This window comes from Acinetobacter sp. CIP 53.82, assembly GCF_000369465.1.
GTDB lineage: Bacteria > Pseudomonadota > Gammaproteobacteria > Pseudomonadales > Moraxellaceae > Acinetobacter > Acinetobacter indicus.
In genome coordinates this window covers 934,027-953,435 of record NZ_KB850046.1, presented here as the reverse complement: position 1 = coordinate 953,435, position 19,409 = coordinate 934,027, and the positions used below count along the sequence as shown (strand labels likewise).

The following is a 19,409-nucleotide window of genomic DNA, read 5'->3' as shown; positions in this document are numbered from 1 at the left end:
TGACTTAGAAGTCATCTTTTTGGTACATATGTGCCATACGCTCATGTTTGGTCTTTAAATACTGCTCATTAAACGGGTTTAAACCTACCGTTAACGGCACGCGATCAACCACATTAATTCCTTGTTCACGCAATGCTTCAATCTTTAGCGGGTTATTGGTAATTAACCGCACCGCTTTGACTTGCAGATGATCCAGCATAATGCTGCACATATCATATTGACGGGCATCGGCAGGCAGATTCAGCATTAAATTGGCATCTACCGTATCATGTCCCTGATCTTGCAGGGCATAGGCGCGAATCTTGTTGGTCAGGCCAATGCCGCGTCCTTCCTGACGCAAATATAAAATCACCCCTTGTCCGGCTTCATTAATCAGGCGCTGGGTGGCTTGTAATTGCGGGCCGCAATCACATTTTAATGAAGCAAAGGCATCCCCGGTTAAGCACTCGGAATGGACACGAACCAGTACCGGTTCGGTCGGGGCCTGTTCCAGACCTTTAGACAGTGCAACATGCTCTTCGCCAGTTTTCGGATCTTGAAATACAGTAATTTTAAATTCACCAAAAGCGGTTGGTAGTCTTGACGTTGCGACAAATTCTATAGGCACAGTTTTACCCGTTAAATTGTTCATGAATGCGTTAAAGTATAGCCTAATGCTCAGACATTAGTAGAATAGGATTGCTGAATTTCTGCAGAAGATTTTCTTTTTTGTAGAAAGCGAACGATAATAGTTGATAAATAGCAAGGTTATTCAGGATAATCTACGCCACCTAAACACTGCCCGACTGAAATCATTGCTCAAAACTACATCGCTAGAAATGTGGCTGATTGAAGATGGTACAATTCGACTATATGATCGAGTAACTCCCCCTTGACCTAGCTTAGGTTTTGCCAGGCTTTAGAAGGCTTTGCCACATATGTTGTATACAGAAATACCGACTCAACGCCCTGTAACACCGTTGCTGGATAGCATAGATCATCCACAACAATTACGTTTACTCGCGCAAAGCCAGTTAGCACAAGTGGCAGATGAGTTACGTCAATTCATTTTGTATGCAGCAGGGCAAAGTGGCGGGCATTTCGGTGCCAATTTAGGGGTCATCGAACTGACTGTGGCCTTGCATTATGCGTTTAATACGCCACATGACCGTCTGATCTGGGATGTCGGTCATCAGGCTTATCCGCATAAAGCCTTAACTGGACGCCGTGAACAGCTGACCACTATTCGTGCCAAAGATGGTCTGGCCGCGTTTCCGGCCCGTGAAGAATCTGAATTTGATACCTTTGGCGTCGGACATTCATCCACCGCGATTTCTGCCGGTTTGGGCATGGCGCTGGCTAGCCGTTATCAGCAGCAGCAGCGTGAAGTGGTGGCAATTATTGGTGATGGTGCCATGACCGCCGGCATGGCCTTTGAAGCCATGAATGATGCGGTGGCGCATCAGGCCGATTTAATGGTCATTTTAAACGACAATGATATGTCAATTTCCTGCAGCACCGGTGGTTTTGCCAAACATCTGGCGGCGCTGTGGCAGCGCGGCGAAAGCGTGCATATTGATGCTGCTGGCGAGGCCTATATCCAGCCACATCCCGAGTGGAACTACACCTCACGTTTGCATTGTGCTGCAACCGATGCGGCTGATAATTTATTTAAAGCGATTGGTTTTGATTATTTTGGTCCTTTTGATGGCCATGATGTTGATCAGCTGGTCAATGTATTCCAGGCGCTGAAAAAGCGTAAAGGCCCGCGTTTAATCCACGTTTATACCAAAAAGGGCAAAGGCTTTGCCCCGGCAGAAGCGGACCAGATTAAATATCACGCAATTAGTAAAATCAACAGCAGCGCGTCTGCAGCAGCGGCACCTAAATATTCCGATGTTTTTGGCCAATGGCTATCCGATGAAGCTGCACAAGATTCACGCCTGCTGGCGATTACTCCGGCCATGTGCGAAGGTTCGGGCATGGTGCAGTTTGCCAAGCAATATCCGGAGCGTTTCTTTGACGTAGCCATTGCTGAACAGCATGCCGTGACCTTGGCGGCCGGAATGGCCTGTGAAGGTTTAAAACCGGTGGTCGCGATTTATTCGACTTTCCTGCAACGTGGTTATGATCAGCTGATTCATGATGTGGCGCTGCAAAATCTGGATGTCACCTTCGGTATCGACCGGGCCGGTCTGGTCGGTGAAGATGGTCCAACCCATGCCGGAGCCTATGACTATGCCTACATGCGCACCGTACCGAATATGGTGATCATGGCGCCGAAAGATGAAAATGAATGCCGCCAGATGCTACACACGGCTTATCATTATCCGGGGCCGGCAGCGGTGCGTTATCCACGTGGTAATGGCGTTGGAGTCGAAATTCAGCAGCAATTGAACCTGATGGAGATTGGTCAGGCAGAAATTGTGGCGCGTTTTAATGAACAGTCGGATGAGCAGATTGCCATTTTGGCCTTTGGTAGCCGGGTCTATCCGGCCATTGAAGCAGCACAGGCATTTGCAGCCCGGCATGACATTGCCGTGCAAGTGGTGAACATGCGTTTTGTGAAACCGCTGGATGAAGCCATGATTGAACGCCTGGCTGAAAACACCCAGCTGTTTGTAACCGTAGAAGAACATGCAGTGATGGGCGGCGCGGGCAGTGCCGTCAGTGAATATCTGGCCAAGGCTCAGCTGGTCAAGCCTATTATTCACTTAGGCCTGGATGACAGCTTTATGCAACAGGCCACACATAGCCAGATGTTGCAGCAGGCCGGTCTTGATGCCGCCGGTATCGAGCAGGCCATGACCCAGGCCTGGAACAAGCTGACCGAGAGCGTTTCATCCTGAAGCAATAAATTTTAGAAACATTTATTCCCCAAAAGCCCCAATATTTGCTAAAATGTTGGGGCTTTTATGCATTATTCTTTATCAGTATCTTCAAATTTGTAGTGGGTGTTCAATGGAACCTATGGTGGTGATGGCTGCGCGTGCGGCTCAAACAGTTGGTCAAGAGCTTTTAAAAGCGCATCAGAATCGTCATAAACTCGATCTACAAGTCGAAGAAAAAGGAATTGATGGTCCAGTAACGCGTGTTGACCGTTACCTGGAACAGTTGACCATCGATACCCTACGTAAAAGCTATAAAAATCACAGTTTCTTGGGTGAAGAGTTCGGTCTGCAAGAAGGTAAAGGTCATGATGCCGATTGGTGCTGGGTGATCGATCCTTTAGACGGTACGCTTAACTTCATCAACGGTTTTCCGCATTTCTGTATCTCTATTGCTGTTCAGCACAAAGGCGTGACTCAGCACGGCGTGATCTATGATCCAGTCAAAGACGAATTGTTCTCTGCCAGCCGTGGTCGTGGTGCCATGCTTAATCAGCGCCGTATCCGCGTGAATGTTAAAGACAGCCTGGAGAATACGTTCCTGGCTGTGGGTCATGCTTACCGCGCCAAACGTAATGGTGAAGTGGTGTCGTATGCCAAAAACCATTTCGAATCATTATTGAACGTGACTGAAGCTGGTGCGCAATATCGCCGTGCAGGTTCTGCTGCGCTGGATCTGGCTTATGTGGCAGCTGGCCGTTTAGATGGCTATTTCGAACTGGGCCTAAAACCGTGGGATATCGCAGCGGGCGAGTTAATCGTCAAAGAAGCTGGTGGTACTGTAGTGGATGCACGTGGTGGCAGCGATTCTATGGACAATGGTCAGGTACTTGCGTGTTCTATGAAAATGCTGAAGCCTTTAATGAAGGCAGTAGTACCTGCCTGGGGCGACGCGGCAAAATAATAGACGCATTGAGTGAAATGACAAGGCTTGCTCCCAAGCCTTAAAAAACAGCCCGCCCAGTCGGGCTGTTTTTTTTGCCTGTTATTTGTGCTTGATTTAATTCAAGTTTAACGACTGGTACAGAAATTAACGCAAAAGTTGATTAAATTAGATGACTTTTAAAATAATCCTGCTATAATCCGCCCACGCACTTAATTTCCGTTCATTACCTGAACATTTCTCTTCTAATCATTGTGTATGCGCGTGCGGTCCAAAGAGAGGACGATATCTCGCGCCCCAATCGCTAAAGCGATTCCTTCAGGTTAAGCCGTAATCATGCGTGCGTTATATCAACATCGTCGTTACTCGGATCGCCGCTGAATTCTTAAATTTTCAGCGTTCAATGCTGTGCCGCTTTTTGCCGATGTCCATTTGACTTTATTATTATGGAGCACCCAATTCTCGGGTGAAATACTCTATGAGCAAAACTTTTGCTGATTTTCCTCTACACGAAACTTTACAACAAGCGTTAGACGCTCTTGGCTTTACTGCGCCTACGCCTGTACAGGAACAGTCAATTCCTGCGGCATTAGAAGGTAAAGATCTTCTTGTATCAAGCCAAACCGGTTCGGGTAAAACTGCAGCGTTCCTTCTCCCAACGCTGAACGCACTTGCAAACCAGGACACATTCGTTCCGTTTAAAGAACGTATGAAAGCCATTACTCAGCCATCTATTCTGGTACTTTGCCCAACACGTGAACTTGCTCAACAGGTGAGCCAGGACGCGATTGCATTTGTACGTCACATGAAAGGTGTTCGTATTGCTGCGATCATGGGTGGTATGCCTTTTGGTAAACAAATTCAACAGTTAAAAGGTGCACAAGTGGTTGTAGCGACGCCAGGTCGTCTACTTGACCTTGTGAACCGTCGTCAAATCAAACTCGACAAAGTTAATGCGTTAATCGTTGACGAAGCTGACCGTATGCTGGACCTGGGTTTCTCTGAAGATCTGGAAGCAATCAGTGATTTGGCTGCAAACCGCGAACAGACTTTAATGTTCTCTGCGACATTTGCACCACGTATCATCACGCTTGCTGAACGTATGATGAATGAGCCAGAACGTATTGCGATCGAAACCGGTCACTCTACCAATACGGACATTACTCAGACTTTACACTGGACTGATGGCTTCGAGCACAAGAAAAAACTGTTGACGCACTGGTTGAGCGAACAGGATCTTGATCAGGCCGTTGTATTCGCTTCTACCCAAGAAGATACCGATATGCTGGCTGAAGAACTGGCTGAAGCAGGTCACTCAGTTGTTGCGCTGCATGGTGCAATGCCACAAACCGTTCGTAACCGCCGTTTACGCAGCATTCGTGAAGGTCGTGCCAAGATTTTAGTTGCAACTGACGTTGCAGCGCGTGGTCTGGACGTACCGACTATTTCTCACGTGATTAACTTCGGTCTGCCAATGAAGAACGAAGACTATGTACACCGTATTGGCCGTACTGGTCGTGCCGGTCGTACTGGTAAAGCGATTACTTTGGCGACTTACCGTGAACGCGGTAAAATTCGTGCGCTTGAAGATTACTTAGATGCACGTTTAGAAGTATCTGAAATTGAAGGTTTAGAGCCATCTCCACCTCCAGCACGTCCACGTCGTGACGGCGGTCGTGGTGGTAAACGTGACGGTGGTCGCGGTGGCCGTGGTGGTTTCGGCGGTGGCCGTCGTTTTGAAGGCGAAAGCAACTTCAAACGTCGTGAAGGCGGTGATGACCGTCCACGTCGCAGCTTCGACGACAAACCACGTGGCGAGCGTCCATTTGGTGAAGACCGTCCACGTCGTGAATTCAACAGCGATCGTCCGCGTCGTGAAGGTGGCTTTGGCGACCGTCCACAGCGTTCTTTCGATGACCGTCCACGTCGCGAATTCAACAGCGATCGTCCACGTCGTGAAGGTGGCTTTGGCGACCGTCCACAACGTTCTTTCGATGATCGTCCACGCCGTGAATTCAACAGTGACCGTCCGCGTCGCGAAGGTGGTTTCAACGAGCGTCCACGTTTTGACAGCAATGATGACAACCGTGGCAACCGCGTAGACTACAAACCACGTCGTGAAGGTGCTTTCGGTGACCGTCCTAAGCGTGATTTTGGCGACCGTCCAGCGCGTTCATTCGGTGAAGATCGTCCACGTCGCGAGTTCAACAGCGACCGTCCACGCCGTGAAGGTGGTGACCGTCGTCGTAAATTCAACGACTAAGTTGAACTGAGCGAATTCAGAAAACCGGTGCTTGCACCGGTTTTTTTATGCGAGAAAATTTGAATTTTGATGAGGAAAATGTATACTGGTTCAAGTTTATTTAAGAATATATTAAGCGATGTCTCATTATCATTCGCACAAACTGCCCGGTGTGTCATCTATGAAAGAGGTGCTTATGCCATATATTTTTTTGGTTTTGCTGCTCTGTAACCTCATCTTTTTTATTTACAGAACTTTTGCCTAAGCTGCATCTCTTTGTTTCTACACTCAAATTAGACCATAATAAAATCGTACAACTTGTACACAGTTTAAAAGAATTTCATAGATAACAATTTGTTCTCCAATCCTTTATAGTATGCATGCTGAAAAAATGCAGGAAAATCCTCAGCTATGAATAATCAGACACCTCTACAGGCGCCAGCACTGATTGAAGTCAATCACCTGAGCTTTAAACGAGGGGAGCGGGTCATTTACGACAATGTCAGCTTAAAAATTCGACGTGGGCAGATTACTGCAATTATGGGTCCGTCAGGCACGGGTAAAACCACCTTGCTGCGTTTAATTGGCGGGCAGCTCACTCCGGATCAGGGTGAAGTGCTGCTCGATGGTAAGAATATTGGGAAAATGTCACGTCAGGAGCTGTTTGCAGCACGGGCGCGAATGGGCATGCTGTTTCAAAGCGGTGCCTTGTTTACCGATATGACGGTTTATGAAAACGTGGCCTTCCCGATTCGTGCACATACCCGTTTACCCGAACATCTTATTGCCGAACTGGTGGCTTTAAAGCTGGAATCGGTGGGTTTGCGTGGTGCCGAGCAGCTCATGCCGTCTGAACTGTCTGGCGGGATGAACCGTCGTGTGGCTTTGGCGCGTGCCATTGCGCTGGACCCGGAACTGATTATGTACGATGAACCTTTTGCCGGTCAGGACCCGATTGTGATGGGCGTATTGACCCGTTTAATCCGTTCATTGCGTGAAGCACTGGATTTAACCACCATTATTGTGTCGCATGATGTGGCCGAAACCCTGTCGATTGCCGATTATATTTATGTGGTGGCGGAAGGGAAAGTGCAGGGTGAAGGCACCCCAGAACAATTAAAACAGCATGCCTCGCCTTTTGTACGTCAGTTCTTAACCGGTTCAGTTGAAGGCCCGGTCGACTATCAGTTTAGCCATCAACCCTATTTAAGTCATGAGGTGCATTCAGCATGAATGCGATTGCTGCATTAGGACGCCGTGTGATTGAGCGGGTACGTGGTATAGGCGTTGCCACATTAATGCTGCTCCAGATTTTATTTTCCATGCCAACCTGGATTGGCGTGAAACTGTTTATTTACCAGATGTACCGCGTCGGGGTGATGTCACTGCTGATTATTGTGGTGTCGGGCTTATTTATTGGTGCGGTGCTGGGCCTGCAAATGTACAGCATTTTGGTGACCTTTGGCAGTGAAGCCATGCTGGGCACCGCTGTGGCCCTAACCTTGCTGCGTGAACTGGCCCCGGTGGTTGCGGCCCTGTTATTTGCTGGCCGTGCCGGTTCTGCCTTGACTGCTGAAATTGGCCTGATGAAAGCCACCGAACAGTTGTCCAGTATGGAAATGATCGGGGTCGATCCTTTAAAGCGGGTCATCTCGCCGCGTTTATGGGCCGGTATTTTCAGCTTGCCGATGCTATCCGTGATTTTTGCGGCAGTCGGGATTATGGGTGGTAAATTCGTTGGGGTAGATTTTTTAGGCGCCGATGAAGGCTCTTACTGGAGCGGTATGGAAAGCACCGTACAGTTCTATAAAGATATCTTTAACGGCACCATTATTAAAAGTTTTGTTTTTGCATTAATTTGTACCTGGATTGCGGTCTACCAAGGCTATGCCTGCGAGCCTACGTCTGAAGGTATCGCGACATCTACCACGCGTACCGTGGTGTATTCATCGCTTTGTGTTTTAGGTTTTGATTTCGTATTGACTGCGGTCATGTTCGGAGGTGTTTAATGAAATCACGTACTAGTGAGCTGGCCGTCGGTGTTTTTGTCATTCTGTTTGGTATTGCTTTATTCTTCCTAGCGATGCGGGTCAGTGGTCTGGTGGGCACCACCATTCAGGACAGTTATTCCATGACTGCAACGTTTGACAATATTAACGGGATCAAGCCGCGTGCCAAAGTGGCCTTAAGCGGGGTTAAAGTCGGGCAGGTCGAATCTATTACTTTAGATCCGGTGACGCGTCTGGCCACTGTGACCATGATTCTGGATGGTGAGCTGACCACCTTTAATCAGGAACAGTTACAACAGGTGCAACAATATGCCCTGGAAGAGTTGCGTTACAGCAGCGAATACACGGAAGCCGATCCTGCGCAACAAAAAGCAATGGAAAAGCAACTATTGGATAACATGACCTCCATCACCAATATCGATGAAGATGCTTACATAATGGTAGCAACCAATGGTCTTTTGGGTGAGAAGTACCTGAAGATTGTACCGGGTGGTGGTCTGAATTATTTAAAACGTGGTGATCAAATCAGTAATACCCAAAGCACCATGGAAATTGAAGACCTTGTGACCAAGTTTGTGACCGGTGGCGCAGGCAACAAGTCATCATCCGATAACCCGGCAGATGAGACATCCGCTGAAACAACAGATGCAGAAGTGTCATTTGTTGAGTAATTGAGAGGAGAAATTTTAGTGAAGACATTGTTCAAACAAACCTTGACCGCAAGTGTTTTGGCCACGCTGGTGGCAGGTAGTGCATTTGCTGCACCAACCGAAACTCCTCCCGCATTTATCAAGAAAGTGGCGGATGGCCTGATTTCGCGTTTAAAAGCCGATCATGCCAAACTGCAAAATAATCCGGCCTTGGTGAAAACCATTGTGCGCCAGAACCTTGATCCGTATATCGATTCGCAAGCCTTTACCCGTATTGTGATGGGAACCTATGCGACCAATCAGTACAGTTCAGCTGCACAGCGTGCCCAGTTTGAAAAGAATTTCCGTGAAACCCTGATTGAAAACTATGGTTCAGCCTTTGCGAAATTCAGCAACCAGACTTATACCTTACGTCCGTATAAAGCCAGCAACAGCAAGAACCCGGTAGTGACCATCGACTTTAATAACAAAGGCGAGAAAATTCCGGTATCGTTCCAGCTGGTCGATAAAGGCAATCAGTGGAAAATCCGTAACATCAACGTATCCGGGATTGATTTAGGCCTGCAGTTCCGTAACCAGTTTGCAGCCAACGTCAAACGTAATGGCGGCAATATTGATAAGGCGATTGCGACCTTTAAACCAGATGCAGAAGCTGCGGTTGATAAAAAATAATAGGACGTGCTGTGATTGAATATGTAAATCAGGAACTGCGGGTTTCCGGGAAAATTGACTTTAACAATGCCGAGCAGTATTACCAGCAGGGCTTGCAGCTGATTCAACAGCAGCCTGCCCCGGTGGTTGTGAATCTGGCCGGACTTGAGCAGGGTAGTACCCTGGCTTTGGCTGTGCTGGTGCGCTGGTTAAGACAGACCCCGGATGCGCAAGGGCTGGTCTTTAAAGCTGTCCCGGAAAAAATGATGAAGATTATTCAATCCTGTCATTTGCAGGATGATTTACAGCTCAGCGCTTAAACAAAAAGCACCTCAACCGAGGTGCTTTTTTATGGCGTTAAGTTTCTCTCTTTACCTAAGGGAGGTGAGGAGGGATGAAGGATTAGTGAAACCAGCCCTCTCTCTAACTCTCTCCCTTAGGGAGAGACATATCGCATTAAATCCATTTCTTCCATCTGAAGTAAATCAGCGGCCCGATAAAGAAGCCAATCAGGATAATACTGACAATAATAAAACTGGTGGTGCCTTTGGCAAAAGGCAGTACATCGGTGTTCATGCCATAGACACTGGCCACCAGCATCGGTGGTGCCAGCATACTTGGTAAAATCGAGAAGCGACGGATGGTGTCATTCTGTTCGGTGTTAATGAAGCCCGAAGTAGTATCGAGCAGGAAGCGCACTTTCTGGAACAGGAAGGCGTCGTGTTCGACCAGCGAGCGTACATCTTCACTCAGTTCACGGATATCGGCATCATAAATATGACTGCCCAAAGCACGTGGACGGGCTAAAAAGGTCAGTACTCGGCGTAAATCAATCAGACAGAGCTGGGCTTTTCCAAGCATATCTTCCAGTTGTGCCAGCCGGGTAATCATGTCATCGAGGTCTAAAATCATTTCCCGGTGGCGGTTATTCAGCACTTCGGTAGAGTATTTTTCCAGGTCCTTGTGGATATCTTCCAAGATATCCGCAAGCTCATCCAGCTTGGCTTCTAACAGACCGAGCAGCACCCAGGTCGGGTCTTTATAATCAATTTCATAATCATTGCGCCGTGCACGGGCACGAAAGGCACGAAAGGCCACCAGTTTTTCACCGCGCAGGGTTAGCAGGCGGTCCCGGTTTAAAATAAAGGCAACGGTTTGTACCGTGGCGAGAATACTGGAATTTTCTTCCGATTCATCATCGACCTGATAGTTTTTATTTTTCGTTAAAAAATAGGTGCTGATGTGTAAAACCCCATCATCATCACGGTAAAATCGGGCAGATGAGGAAATGTCTTCCAGGGACTTTAAGGTGGGTAAATCCTGCCGGTAGGCGTCCATGACCCACTGTTGTTCTTCTTGTGAAGGGGCGATCAGGTCAATCCAGACCAGTTCTGGATGCAGGTCGAAGCCGCCGTTGATGGTGGCATCTTCCAGACTACCGCGCTCTGTGGCGTAAAAGGCTTCAAGCATTAGTCTTTTCTCCCTTGCGCAGTATGGGTTTTATTGATGGGTGTATTTTAGACAAGGATTTGATTAAAAACACTGTTTGAAGTGCTAATTTATTTAAAAAATCAGCTCAAGGGTATATTTGCGGCATCATAGCCGCTGAACATGGTGAAAAAATGACAAATTCAATTGCAGTCTTTTGTGGCTCGGCTTTAGGTTCCGATGCGGTTTTTGTGGACACGGCGCAGCTGGTCGGGCAAACGATTGCAAAACAGGGCAAAACCCTGGTCTATGGTGGTGGTCGCTCCGGGTTAATGGGTGTGGTCGCAGACAGTGCCTTGCAGGCCGGTGGTGCCGTAATTGGCGTGATTCCGGAGCCACTGGTTGATCGCGAGCTGGCCCATCCCGGTTTAACCGAGCTGCATGTGGTGAAGAATATGCATGAGCGTAAAACCAAAATGTCAGAACTGTCCGATGCCTTTATTGCCATGCCGGGCGGTGCCGGTACGCTGGAAGAAATTTTTGAGCAGTGGACCTGGGCCCAGCTGGGAATTCATTTAAAACCGAATGCCTTTTTAAATGTTGAAGGTTTTTATGATGATCTGCTGCGCTTTATTCGCATGACCACTGACAAGGGCTTTACCCATGCACGTTTTACCGAGGCGTTAATTGTGTCTGATTCTATGGATGAGATTTTAAGCCAGTTTGAACGCTTTCAGGCACCTGAACCGAAATGGGGTATGGCCGACCGTCAGGCCTTGGTGAAATAAATATGAACACCATTACCGTAGCTGCGGCCATTATTCTGAACGAGCAGCAGCAATTGCTGCTGGTACGCAAACAGCACACCCAATGTTTTATGCAGGTTGGCGGCAAGCTGGAAAGCGCTGAGCCACCGGAGCAGACCATCTGCCGGGAAATTGCGGAGGAAATTGGCTGTCAGGCCCGGATTAAACAGTTTGTTGGCCGTTTTGAAACCGCTACAGCCAATGAGCCGGATCATCGTCTGGTCAGTTATGTTTATTATGTGCAGCTCGATCAGGACCCGCAGGTTCAGGCGGAAATTGCGGAAATGAAATGGATTGAACTGGAAGATAAGACGACACGTCTGGCACCGTTAACCACAGAAGTGGTGATTCCCTGGGTGAAACAGCATCTGTTACAGTCGGCTTAAGGCTGGCTGTTTTTCAGATGATTTAACCATCGGCACTGGCAATACACACCGCATAGACCTTGTGACAGCCAAGTTGCTCCAGCTGCTGTTTCAGTGCACGAATTGAGCTGCCGGTGGTGACCACATCATCGACAATTAACACCCGGCGATAGGGCCGGCCGGCATCGGGTCGCAGCTGGAATTGCTGGTCCAGATTTTCCAGTCGTTCCAAGCGGCTTAAGCCTTTTTGACTGTGTTGATGGCGCCGTACAACCGGTTGCCAGATTGGTAGCTGTAAATGGCGTGCCAGCACCTGAGCCAGCAGCAGGGTATGATGATAGCCACGCTCTGCCAGTCGCTCGGTTGCCACCGGCATCGGGACAATGGCCTGTACCCGTGGATAGGTCAATTCACACAGGCTGCCCGCCAGTAAAGACTGATAATGCAGTTGCTGCTCATATTTGAATTGCTGAATCATCCGGTCGACTGGATAACGATAATGACAGGCCACCTGAATCTCGGTTTCCTGCCGGTAGACGTTTGCTTTTAACCATGGCAGTTGCTGCAAGCAATCTGCACAGACCCGGTACTTCTGCTGGGCCGCACTGCCACAGAGCTGGCAGGGCAGTAATTTTTGTAATAGCGTACGGCTATGCGCCAGCAGCTTAAACATAGGCATAACGTGGTGCTTCCGGCAGCCAGCGTTTGAGCAGGGCCTCGGCCTGCTCGGGATAATCTTTCAGCATCTGCTGGGCCACATAATGTGCCTGATTCAGCAGATGATCATCGCGTTCCAGCTTGGCCACCCGAAAGCCCATATCGCCGGTTTGTTTGGTGCCCAGCAACTCCCCGGGGCCGCGCAGTTCCAGATCTTTTTCGGCAATCACAAAGCCATCATTGCTTTCTCTTAAAATCCGCAGCCGTTCCTGGCCGTTTTGCGACAGCGGATGCTTATACAGCAGGGCACAGAAACTGGCTTTGGCGCCCCGACCGACCCGGCCACGCAGCTGATGCAATTGCGACAGCCCTAAACGCTCGGCATTTTCAATCACCATAATTGAAGCATTCGGGACATCGACGCCGACTTCAATCACGGTGGTGGCAATCAGCAATTGTAGCTGGTTGTCTTTAAACTGCTGCATCACCGCCTGTTTGTCATCAGCCTTCATTTTGCCATGCACCAGACCAATATTCAGTTCCGGAAAGCGTTCCTTGATTTCAGCAAAAGTCGCTTCGGCAGCTTGCGCATCCAACGTTTCTGACTGTTCGACCAGGGTGCAGACCCAATAGGCCTGTTTGCCTTCGGCACAGTTGCTGGCAATACGCTGTAGTACCTGTTCGCGCCGGTCCAGTGGAATGGTCACGGTCTGAATCGGGGTACGGCCCGGCGGCAGCTCATCAATAATGGAAGTGTCCAGATCGCCATAGGCGGACATCGCCAGCGTACGTGGAATTGGGGTGGCGGTCATCACCAGCTGATGCGGAGTCATGTGATTCAGGCCCTTGTTTCTTAAGGCCAGCCGCTGATCGACCCCAAAGCGGTGCTGCTCATCAATAATCACCAGTCCCAGCTTGGCAAATTCGACATTGTCCTGAAACAGCGCATGGGTGCCGACCACTAGCTGGGCGCTGCCATCCTGAATAATCTGTTCGGCGCTGGCGCGGGCCTTGCCTTTCTGTTTGCCAGAGAGCCAGGATACGGTCAGTCCCAAAGGTTCAAACCAGCGTTTAAAGTTTAAATAATGTTGTTCAGCCAGAATCTCAGTCGGTGCCATCAGCGCCACCTGCCAGCCTTCTTCCAGTGCATGACAGGCCGCCACCGCCGCCACCAGCGTTTTGCCGGCGCCGACATCGCCTTGTACCAGTCGCAGCATCGGCTTGTTTTGTTTCAGGTCCTGGATAATTTCCTTGGACACCCGTTTTTGTGCGCCGGTCATGCTAAACGGTAAACCGGCCAGTAACTGCTTGGCCAGACGTTGGCTGGGCGCAAAAGCTGGCGCTTCAATCTGCTGGATATAAGCGCGGCGGGTCAATAAACTGACCTGATGTGCCACCAGTTCCTCAAAAATCAGCCGCTGCTGGGCCGGATGCGAACCCTGACCAAGCTGCAGCATATTGGCACTGGTTGGCGGCTCATGGATATATTCTAGCGCCTGTTTCAGTGCATAGCCGTTGGTAAATTTTTCCGGCAACAGTTCCGGCAGATCATCACTGTGCTGTTTCAGCGCCTGTTTGACATAGTCGCGCAGTTTGGACTGGGTCAGCCCTTCGGTGCTTGGATAAATCGCCGTGAGTTGGGTTTTCGGTAGCGGAGTATGCTCGCTGATCAGCTGGATTTCCGGATGATACATTTCCAGACCACGTGCGCCGACCCGGACTTCACCAAACACGCGCAGACGGTTGCCGACTTTGGCACGGTCGGTTAGGCCTTTATAAATATGATAAAAACGTAAGGTGACTTTGGCGCTGTCATCATCCAGCAGAATTGCCATCGACTTGCGTTTGCCGGGTGGGAAATCGACCCCTTTGACAATGCCTTCCAGTAAATAGCTGCGGCCGACGTTCAATTGGTTCATCGGAATGATTGTGCTACGATCTTCATAATCACGCGGCAGATGAAATAGTAGGTCATCTGTGGTGAAAATATTCAGTTTTTCCAGTAACGCGGCAGCAGCAGCGCCAACGCCTTGTAATTGATGGACTGCGGCCATGTCCCCTCAACAATGGTAATGAGCAAGTGGGTTATGCATATTTTATTTATCGGTTATGGTAAAACATCTGCACGTGTGGCTAAACAACTATTTCAAGCTGGCCACCAAATTACCACAATTAGCCGCAGCCGGAAAAGTGATGACCATGCAACGCATCTGATTCAGGATGTGCAGCAGCTGGATTTAAGCCGGCTGACGCCCATTGACTGGGTCTATGTGCTGCTCAGTCCGGGGCAGAGTACGCCGGAGGCCTATCAGCAGACCTATCTGGATTCGGTGCAACCAATTGTAACGGCGCTGGCAGCGCATCCGGTGCGGCGCATGGTGGTGGTGTCATCGACCCGGGTGTATGGACAAAATGCCGGGGAATGGATTGAGGATACCACACTGCTTCAGCCGCCAGATGCACAGGCAGACATTCTGCTCAAGATGGAGCAGGCCTATTTAAGCGCTTATCCGGAGCGTTGCACCATTATCCGGCCCAGCGGTATTTATGGCACCTCAATCGCAAGGATGGTCAAGCTGGCGCACACGCTCACTGAATATCCAAACCGGCACTGGTCTAACCGGATTCATATTGATGATCTGGCGCGTTTTCTGGCACAGATGATTCACGTGGAACATCTGCAGGAGAGTTATATTGTCAGTAATGGTCAGCCGCAACTGCTGCATGAAGTGGTGCAATGGTTTCAGCAGCAGCTACATCGGCCGTTATTAACCCTGACCAGTCCGCACGAAACCGGCAAGCGGATTCGACCGAAACGGATGCAGGACAGTGGTTTTAAGTTACAGCATGATGACTGTTTTCAGGATTATCTGGCCCTGTTACAGCAAGCGGATGTGAACTAAGTATTTTTAATTTTATTGAGGATGGCTGATATTTCCCGCACCTTTGCACGAAGGCAAAGATACGGGTTATGGACGGTTTTTTTATTTCTTTTTACGTTTTAAGCGACGTTTGGCTTGCTGTGCGGCTAGTGCATCTAGTGCATCTTTCAGTTCTTCATCGCTAAAGGTGGTGATGTGTTGCAGCATTTGCAGGGTTACATCATCCAGCACCAGATTGGCATACTGCGCCACATTGCTAAAGTTCTCATCAAAGACAATGGCATTGTCGCTGTTGGTGCTGATATAGCCTTGCTGGGTCAGCACTTTAATAAAGCTCTGGAACAGGGCCTTATCGAAGAATTCCGGTGAATTGAACTCATACAGCACCGATAAACGCTGACCAACCAGATGACTCAATTCTTCAACCTGACGGGCGGAAATATTGCCTGAACCACGCTGGGTAATCAGCGCCAGGGTCATGTAGTAGCGTTCCAGACTTTGCATCACCGGCGCAGCCAATACTACCAACTGGTTATGATCTTCACTGTTCGGTGCCGGAGAAAGCAGATTCCCTTCAGCATCTTCACTAATCAGCTTGGCCTGAATCAGCCCATCGGCATAGGCACAGATCTGCTGTTTCAGTTCTGCTTCATTCCATTTCAGGAACAGCTCGGCTTTCAGGAACGGATACAGCGTACGAATTACATTAATCAGATCGCCACGCTTGATTGAACCATTGTGCTCCACCAGTGCCGCCACCAGAGATGGCAGGACAAAGGCATGCAGAATATTGTTACGGAAATAGGTTAGCAACACCGCCTGATTGTCTTCAATGGCAATAATATCGCCCAGAACGTGCTGCACACGTTTAATCAGTTTCAGCTTCAGACCGTAGGCAATAATTTCCTTGCCTGAAAGCGGGGTAATGTGGGTGCGCTCATCGTAAGGCAGGGCAGTGAGCAGGTCACGATAGGTATCCAGCTGCTTGATACAGATCGCTTCATCCAGGGTATGTTTTGGCGTGGCCAGCAAAATCAGCGATAACAGCGATACCGGGTTAATTACCACGGCGCGGTTAATATTTTCCAGAATCGCATAGGCCGAGCTGTTTACTGCATCGGACACTTCCTGCGGAATCGGGTCGTCATTTTTTTCGATACTGATCTGCTCGGCGCCATGCTGTTTCAGCATGTCATCCAAAAAGACTGGCTCGCCAAAGTTCACATGCACCTTGCCAAAAATACGCTCGATTTTTCTCAAGGTTTTCAGAATACCGACAATGGATTCGGCTTCTTTCGGTTTACCCTGCATTTCACCGACATAGGTCGAACCTTCCATCAGGCGTTCATAACCAATATAGGTCGGTACAAAGGCAATCGGTTTGGCGCGGCCACGTAAATGTCCATGTACGGTCATGGCCAGCATACCGGTTTTTGGTGGCAACAAGCGGCCGGTACGCGAACGGCCGCCTTCAATAAAGTATTCCAGCGGCGTGTTACGCGACAGAATGCTGTACAGATATTCCTTAAATACGGTGGTGTACAGGCCATTGCCACGGAAAGTCCGGCGAATAAAGAAGGCCCCGCCACCGCGTAATAACTGACCGACAAAGGGCATGTTCAGGTTATCGCCAGCCGCAATATACGGCACCATCATGCCGCGTTTATAAATCACATAAGACAGCAATAAATAGTCGATATGACTGCGATGGCACGGGGTATAAATAATTTCGTAGTCTTTGGCCAGTTCACGCACGGTGCTGAAATTATGCACCTCGACGCCATCATAGAGCTGGGTCCATAAACGGGTTAGTGCCGTTTCAGCAAAGCGGATGGCGGCATAGGAATAGTCCGACACGATTTCATTTAAATAGCCAATGGCACGGCGCTCGGCTTCAATCATGCTGATTTTACTGCGGATGCTTTCGCGGCGAATGGCTTCTTGTACATCCGGCGCTTTAATCAGGCTATGCATGACGTTACGGCGGTCCGATAAATCGGGACCTAATACCACTTCGCGCTGGCTGTCTAAATAATTATTTAAGGTATTAATAATACAGGTCGCTGGCGACAGGTTCGGGGCCTGAATCTTGGCGGTCTGCACCATCGCTCTTAAAGACTGTGCCTCATGAAACTCCAGATAGGACTGGCGACCATGCAGGCCAATATTGACCAGCTGCTTGACGGTACCCGGCGTAGCCCAGGTATCGGTCAGGAGCAGTTTGAGCCAGGAATCTTCTTTATCTGGTGCGCGGCCCCAGAGAACGGTTACCGGAATCAGCTCAATATCCAGTTCCGGGTGCTGTTCCAGCAGTTCAATCAGGCGTAGTAAACGCGGCGGAAAGGCGTGCGGCGGCGGATTTAGCAGATTGTTTTCATCATAGTGCTGTAGAAACAGAATCGAAGCTTTTTCCTTGTGCTGGCCAATCTGCATCGGGTCTAATGCTGGCGGCAGCTTTAAGCGGCGTGTTTCACCATCAAGGACCAGGGCATTGCTGCGGGAATGGTTCTGTAGCACATAGCAGACAATTTTCTGGGTCGGCTGTTCTGAATGGTCTGTCGCTGCTGCTTCGGCAGGAACCTCGCCCAGTACATGCGGGGTTACCACCAGATCAAGCAGTTTGCTTGAAAGCTGACGATAAATTTGACCAAAACCACTCTTGGACATACCAACTCCTAAATCAATGACCAGTACCGCAGATTATCTGAGGGAAAAATAATGAATCTAATTGTAGCGAAAAATAGCCTGACATTTTCTGACAAATTCTATCTTTAGTGCTCAATTTTATCGTTAAAAATCGTATTTTTAGTGCGGTGCATTATACGGGAGCCGTGACAGGGCAGTCAGTTAAACTTTAGTGTTTTAGTCGACAAATATGGCAAAATAGGCAAGATTGAGCTGTTTCTATTTTGCTTGTTTTGATTTTTAAATATCCCGACATAGGTTTCCCCGCATGAATGCACTGACTCAGGAACTGGTTGAACTGCTTAGCCTGGAAAAACTTGAAGAAAATATCTACCGAGGCATCAGCCGCAATCTGGTCGGTAAGCGCGTGTTCGGTGGACAGGTACTGGGCCAGGCACTGCGTGCAGCCTCGTATACCACCGACCGTCCGGCGCATTCCTTACATGCCTACTTCCTGTTTGGCGGCGATGTCAACGCACCGATTATTTATGAAGTGGACCGGATTCGTGAAGGCAAGAGCTTTGTTAGCCGTCAGGTGCGAGCCATCCAGCATGGCCGGACCATCTTTATGTGTATGGTATCTTTTGCTGCGCCAGAAGAAGGGCTGAATTACCAGATTTCCGAGCCTGAATATCCGGCACCGGAACAGTTAAAAAATGAAGCAGAACTGGTACAGAGCATTGTCGAGTTTATTCCGAAAAACGTTCGTGCCAGCTTTACCCGTGACCGGCATGTGGAAATCCGTCCGGTGAATCCAAGTAATCCGTTTCAGCCGCAGCCGGAAGCGCCGTCTTATGCGCACTATATCCGTACGCATAGTCCGATTGCAGCGGAGCAGGATGAAATTGCCCTGCATCAGGCCATTGCTGCTTTTTATTCCGACTTTACCCTAATGACCACTGCGCTGCGTCCGCATGGCCTGAGTTATCTGTCGCCAAGTTTGCAATGTGCCAGTATCGACCATGCCATGTATTTCCATAAGCCATTCCGGGTCGATGACTGGATGCTATATGACATGGAAGCTACCATCAGCAACAGTTCACGTGGCCTGAACTTTGGCCGTATGTGGCAAAACGGTGAGCTGGTCTGTAGCACCACCCAGGAAGGTTTAATTCGCCTACGCGAAATTGAAACTCAGTAAACCAATATCAATAAAAAAAGCCGAATCAGTCGATTCGGCTTTTTTTATCCTACCTTCAATGGCAATGTGGCAGATCACTTAGTGCATGTTTATGGCAGCCTTGTGCCTTGCTGTTGCCCGAAGAATGGGCAAAAACCTGCGTA

Annotated in this window: 17 protein-coding genes; 12 read left to right on the top strand and 5 right to left on the bottom strand. The window is 49.1% G+C overall.

Features of this window, described 5'->3' with window-relative positions:
- Positions 1-4: 4 nt before the first annotated feature.
- Entirely contained in the window at positions 5-607 is a 603-nt protein-coding gene (ribA, locus tag F905_RS10120) for a GTP cyclohydrolase II (RefSeq protein WP_034598236.1), read from the bottom strand.
- A gap of 310 nt (positions 608-917) precedes the next feature.
- Between ribA and dxs the strand changes: the two genes are divergently transcribed.
- The 8 genes from dxs (at position 918) to F905_RS10080 (ending at position 9,622) form a co-directional block, all read left to right on the top strand.
- Positions 918-2,828, top strand: a complete 1,911-nt coding sequence (gene dxs, locus F905_RS10115; RefSeq protein ID WP_005180334.1) for a 1-deoxy-D-xylulose-5-phosphate synthase — start codon at positions 918-920, stop codon at positions 2,826-2,828.
- A 112-nt stretch (positions 2,829-2,940) separates the two neighbouring features.
- Complete coding sequence (locus tag F905_RS10110) at positions 2,941-3,771, top strand: inositol monophosphatase family protein (protein ID WP_034597976.1); 831 nt, start codon at positions 2,941-2,943, stop codon at positions 3,769-3,771.
- A 457-nt stretch (positions 3,772-4,228) separates the two neighbouring features.
- A complete protein-coding gene (locus F905_RS10105) occupies positions 4,229-6,013 on the top strand; it encodes a DEAD/DEAH box helicase (protein ID WP_005180331.1) in 1,785 nt (594 codons plus the stop codon).
- A gap of 390 nt (positions 6,014-6,403) precedes the next feature.
- On the top strand, positions 6,404-7,225 hold the full coding sequence (locus F905_RS10100; RefSeq protein WP_005180329.1) for an ABC transporter ATP-binding protein: 822 nt from the start codon (positions 6,404-6,406) through the stop codon (positions 7,223-7,225).
- Complete coding sequence (mlaE, locus tag F905_RS10095) at positions 7,222-8,001, top strand: lipid asymmetry maintenance ABC transporter permease subunit MlaE (RefSeq protein WP_005180328.1); 780 nt, start codon at positions 7,222-7,224, stop codon at positions 7,999-8,001. Before F905_RS10100 ends, mlaE begins: the two co-directional genes overlap by 4 nt.
- Positions 8,001-8,672, top strand: a complete 672-nt coding sequence (locus F905_RS10090; RefSeq protein WP_005180325.1) for an outer membrane lipid asymmetry maintenance protein MlaD — start codon at positions 8,001-8,003, stop codon at positions 8,670-8,672. The genes mlaE and F905_RS10090 overlap by 1 nt, the downstream gene beginning before the upstream one ends.
- An 18-nt stretch (positions 8,673-8,690) precedes the next feature.
- On the top strand, positions 8,691-9,323 hold the full coding sequence (locus tag F905_RS10085) for an MlaC/ttg2D family ABC transporter substrate-binding protein (RefSeq protein ID WP_005180322.1): 633 nt from the start codon (positions 8,691-8,693) through the stop codon (positions 9,321-9,323).
- A gap of 11 nt (positions 9,324-9,334) precedes the next feature.
- On the top strand, positions 9,335-9,622 hold the full coding sequence (locus F905_RS10080) for an STAS domain-containing protein (RefSeq protein WP_005180321.1): 288 nt from the start codon (positions 9,335-9,337) through the stop codon (positions 9,620-9,622).
- Between the two features lie 136 nt (positions 9,623-9,758).
- On the opposite strand, the gene F905_RS10075 is transcribed toward F905_RS10080, so the two are convergent.
- Complete coding sequence (locus F905_RS10075; protein WP_005180320.1) at positions 9,759-10,772, bottom strand: CorA family divalent cation transporter; 1,014 nt, start codon at positions 10,770-10,772, stop codon at positions 9,759-9,761.
- Positions 10,773-10,924: 152 nt separating this feature from the next.
- Between F905_RS10075 and F905_RS10070 the strand changes: the two genes are divergently transcribed.
- Entirely contained in the window at positions 10,925-11,518 is a 594-nt protein-coding gene (locus F905_RS10070; protein WP_005180318.1) for an LOG family protein, read from the top strand.
- Between the two features lie 2 nt (positions 11,519-11,520).
- On the top strand, positions 11,521-11,922 hold the full coding sequence (locus F905_RS10065; protein ID WP_034597959.1) for an NUDIX hydrolase: 402 nt from the start codon (positions 11,521-11,523) through the stop codon (positions 11,920-11,922).
- A gap of 22 nt (positions 11,923-11,944) precedes the next feature.
- Here the strand turns inward: F905_RS10065 and F905_RS10060 are convergent, their stop codons facing one another.
- A complete protein-coding gene (locus F905_RS10060) occupies positions 11,945-12,580 on the bottom strand; it encodes a ComF family protein (protein ID WP_005180315.1) in 636 nt (211 codons plus the stop codon).
- A complete protein-coding gene (recG, locus tag F905_RS10055; protein WP_005180314.1) occupies positions 12,567-14,612 on the bottom strand; it encodes an ATP-dependent DNA helicase RecG in 2,046 nt (681 codons plus the stop codon). Before recG ends, F905_RS10060 begins: the two co-directional genes overlap by 14 nt.
- A gap of 33 nt (positions 14,613-14,645) precedes the next feature.
- Here recG and F905_RS10050 point away from each other — a divergent pair, with 33 nt between their 5' ends.
- On the top strand, positions 14,646-15,461 hold the full coding sequence (locus F905_RS10050) for an NAD(P)H-binding protein (RefSeq protein WP_005180312.1): 816 nt from the start codon (positions 14,646-14,648) through the stop codon (positions 15,459-15,461).
- An 81-nt stretch (positions 15,462-15,542) separates the two neighbouring features.
- Here the strand turns inward: F905_RS10050 and plsB are convergent, their stop codons facing one another.
- Entirely contained in the window at positions 15,543-18,107 is a 2,565-nt protein-coding gene (gene plsB / locus F905_RS10045; RefSeq protein WP_005180311.1) for a glycerol-3-phosphate 1-O-acyltransferase PlsB, read from the bottom strand.
- Between the two features lie 286 nt (positions 18,108-18,393).
- On the opposite strand from plsB, the gene F905_RS10040 reads away from it, so the two are divergent.
- A complete protein-coding gene (locus F905_RS10040) occupies positions 18,394-19,266 on the top strand; it encodes an acyl-CoA thioesterase (RefSeq protein WP_005180310.1) in 873 nt (290 codons plus the stop codon).
- Positions 19,267-19,409 lie beyond the last annotated feature (143 nt).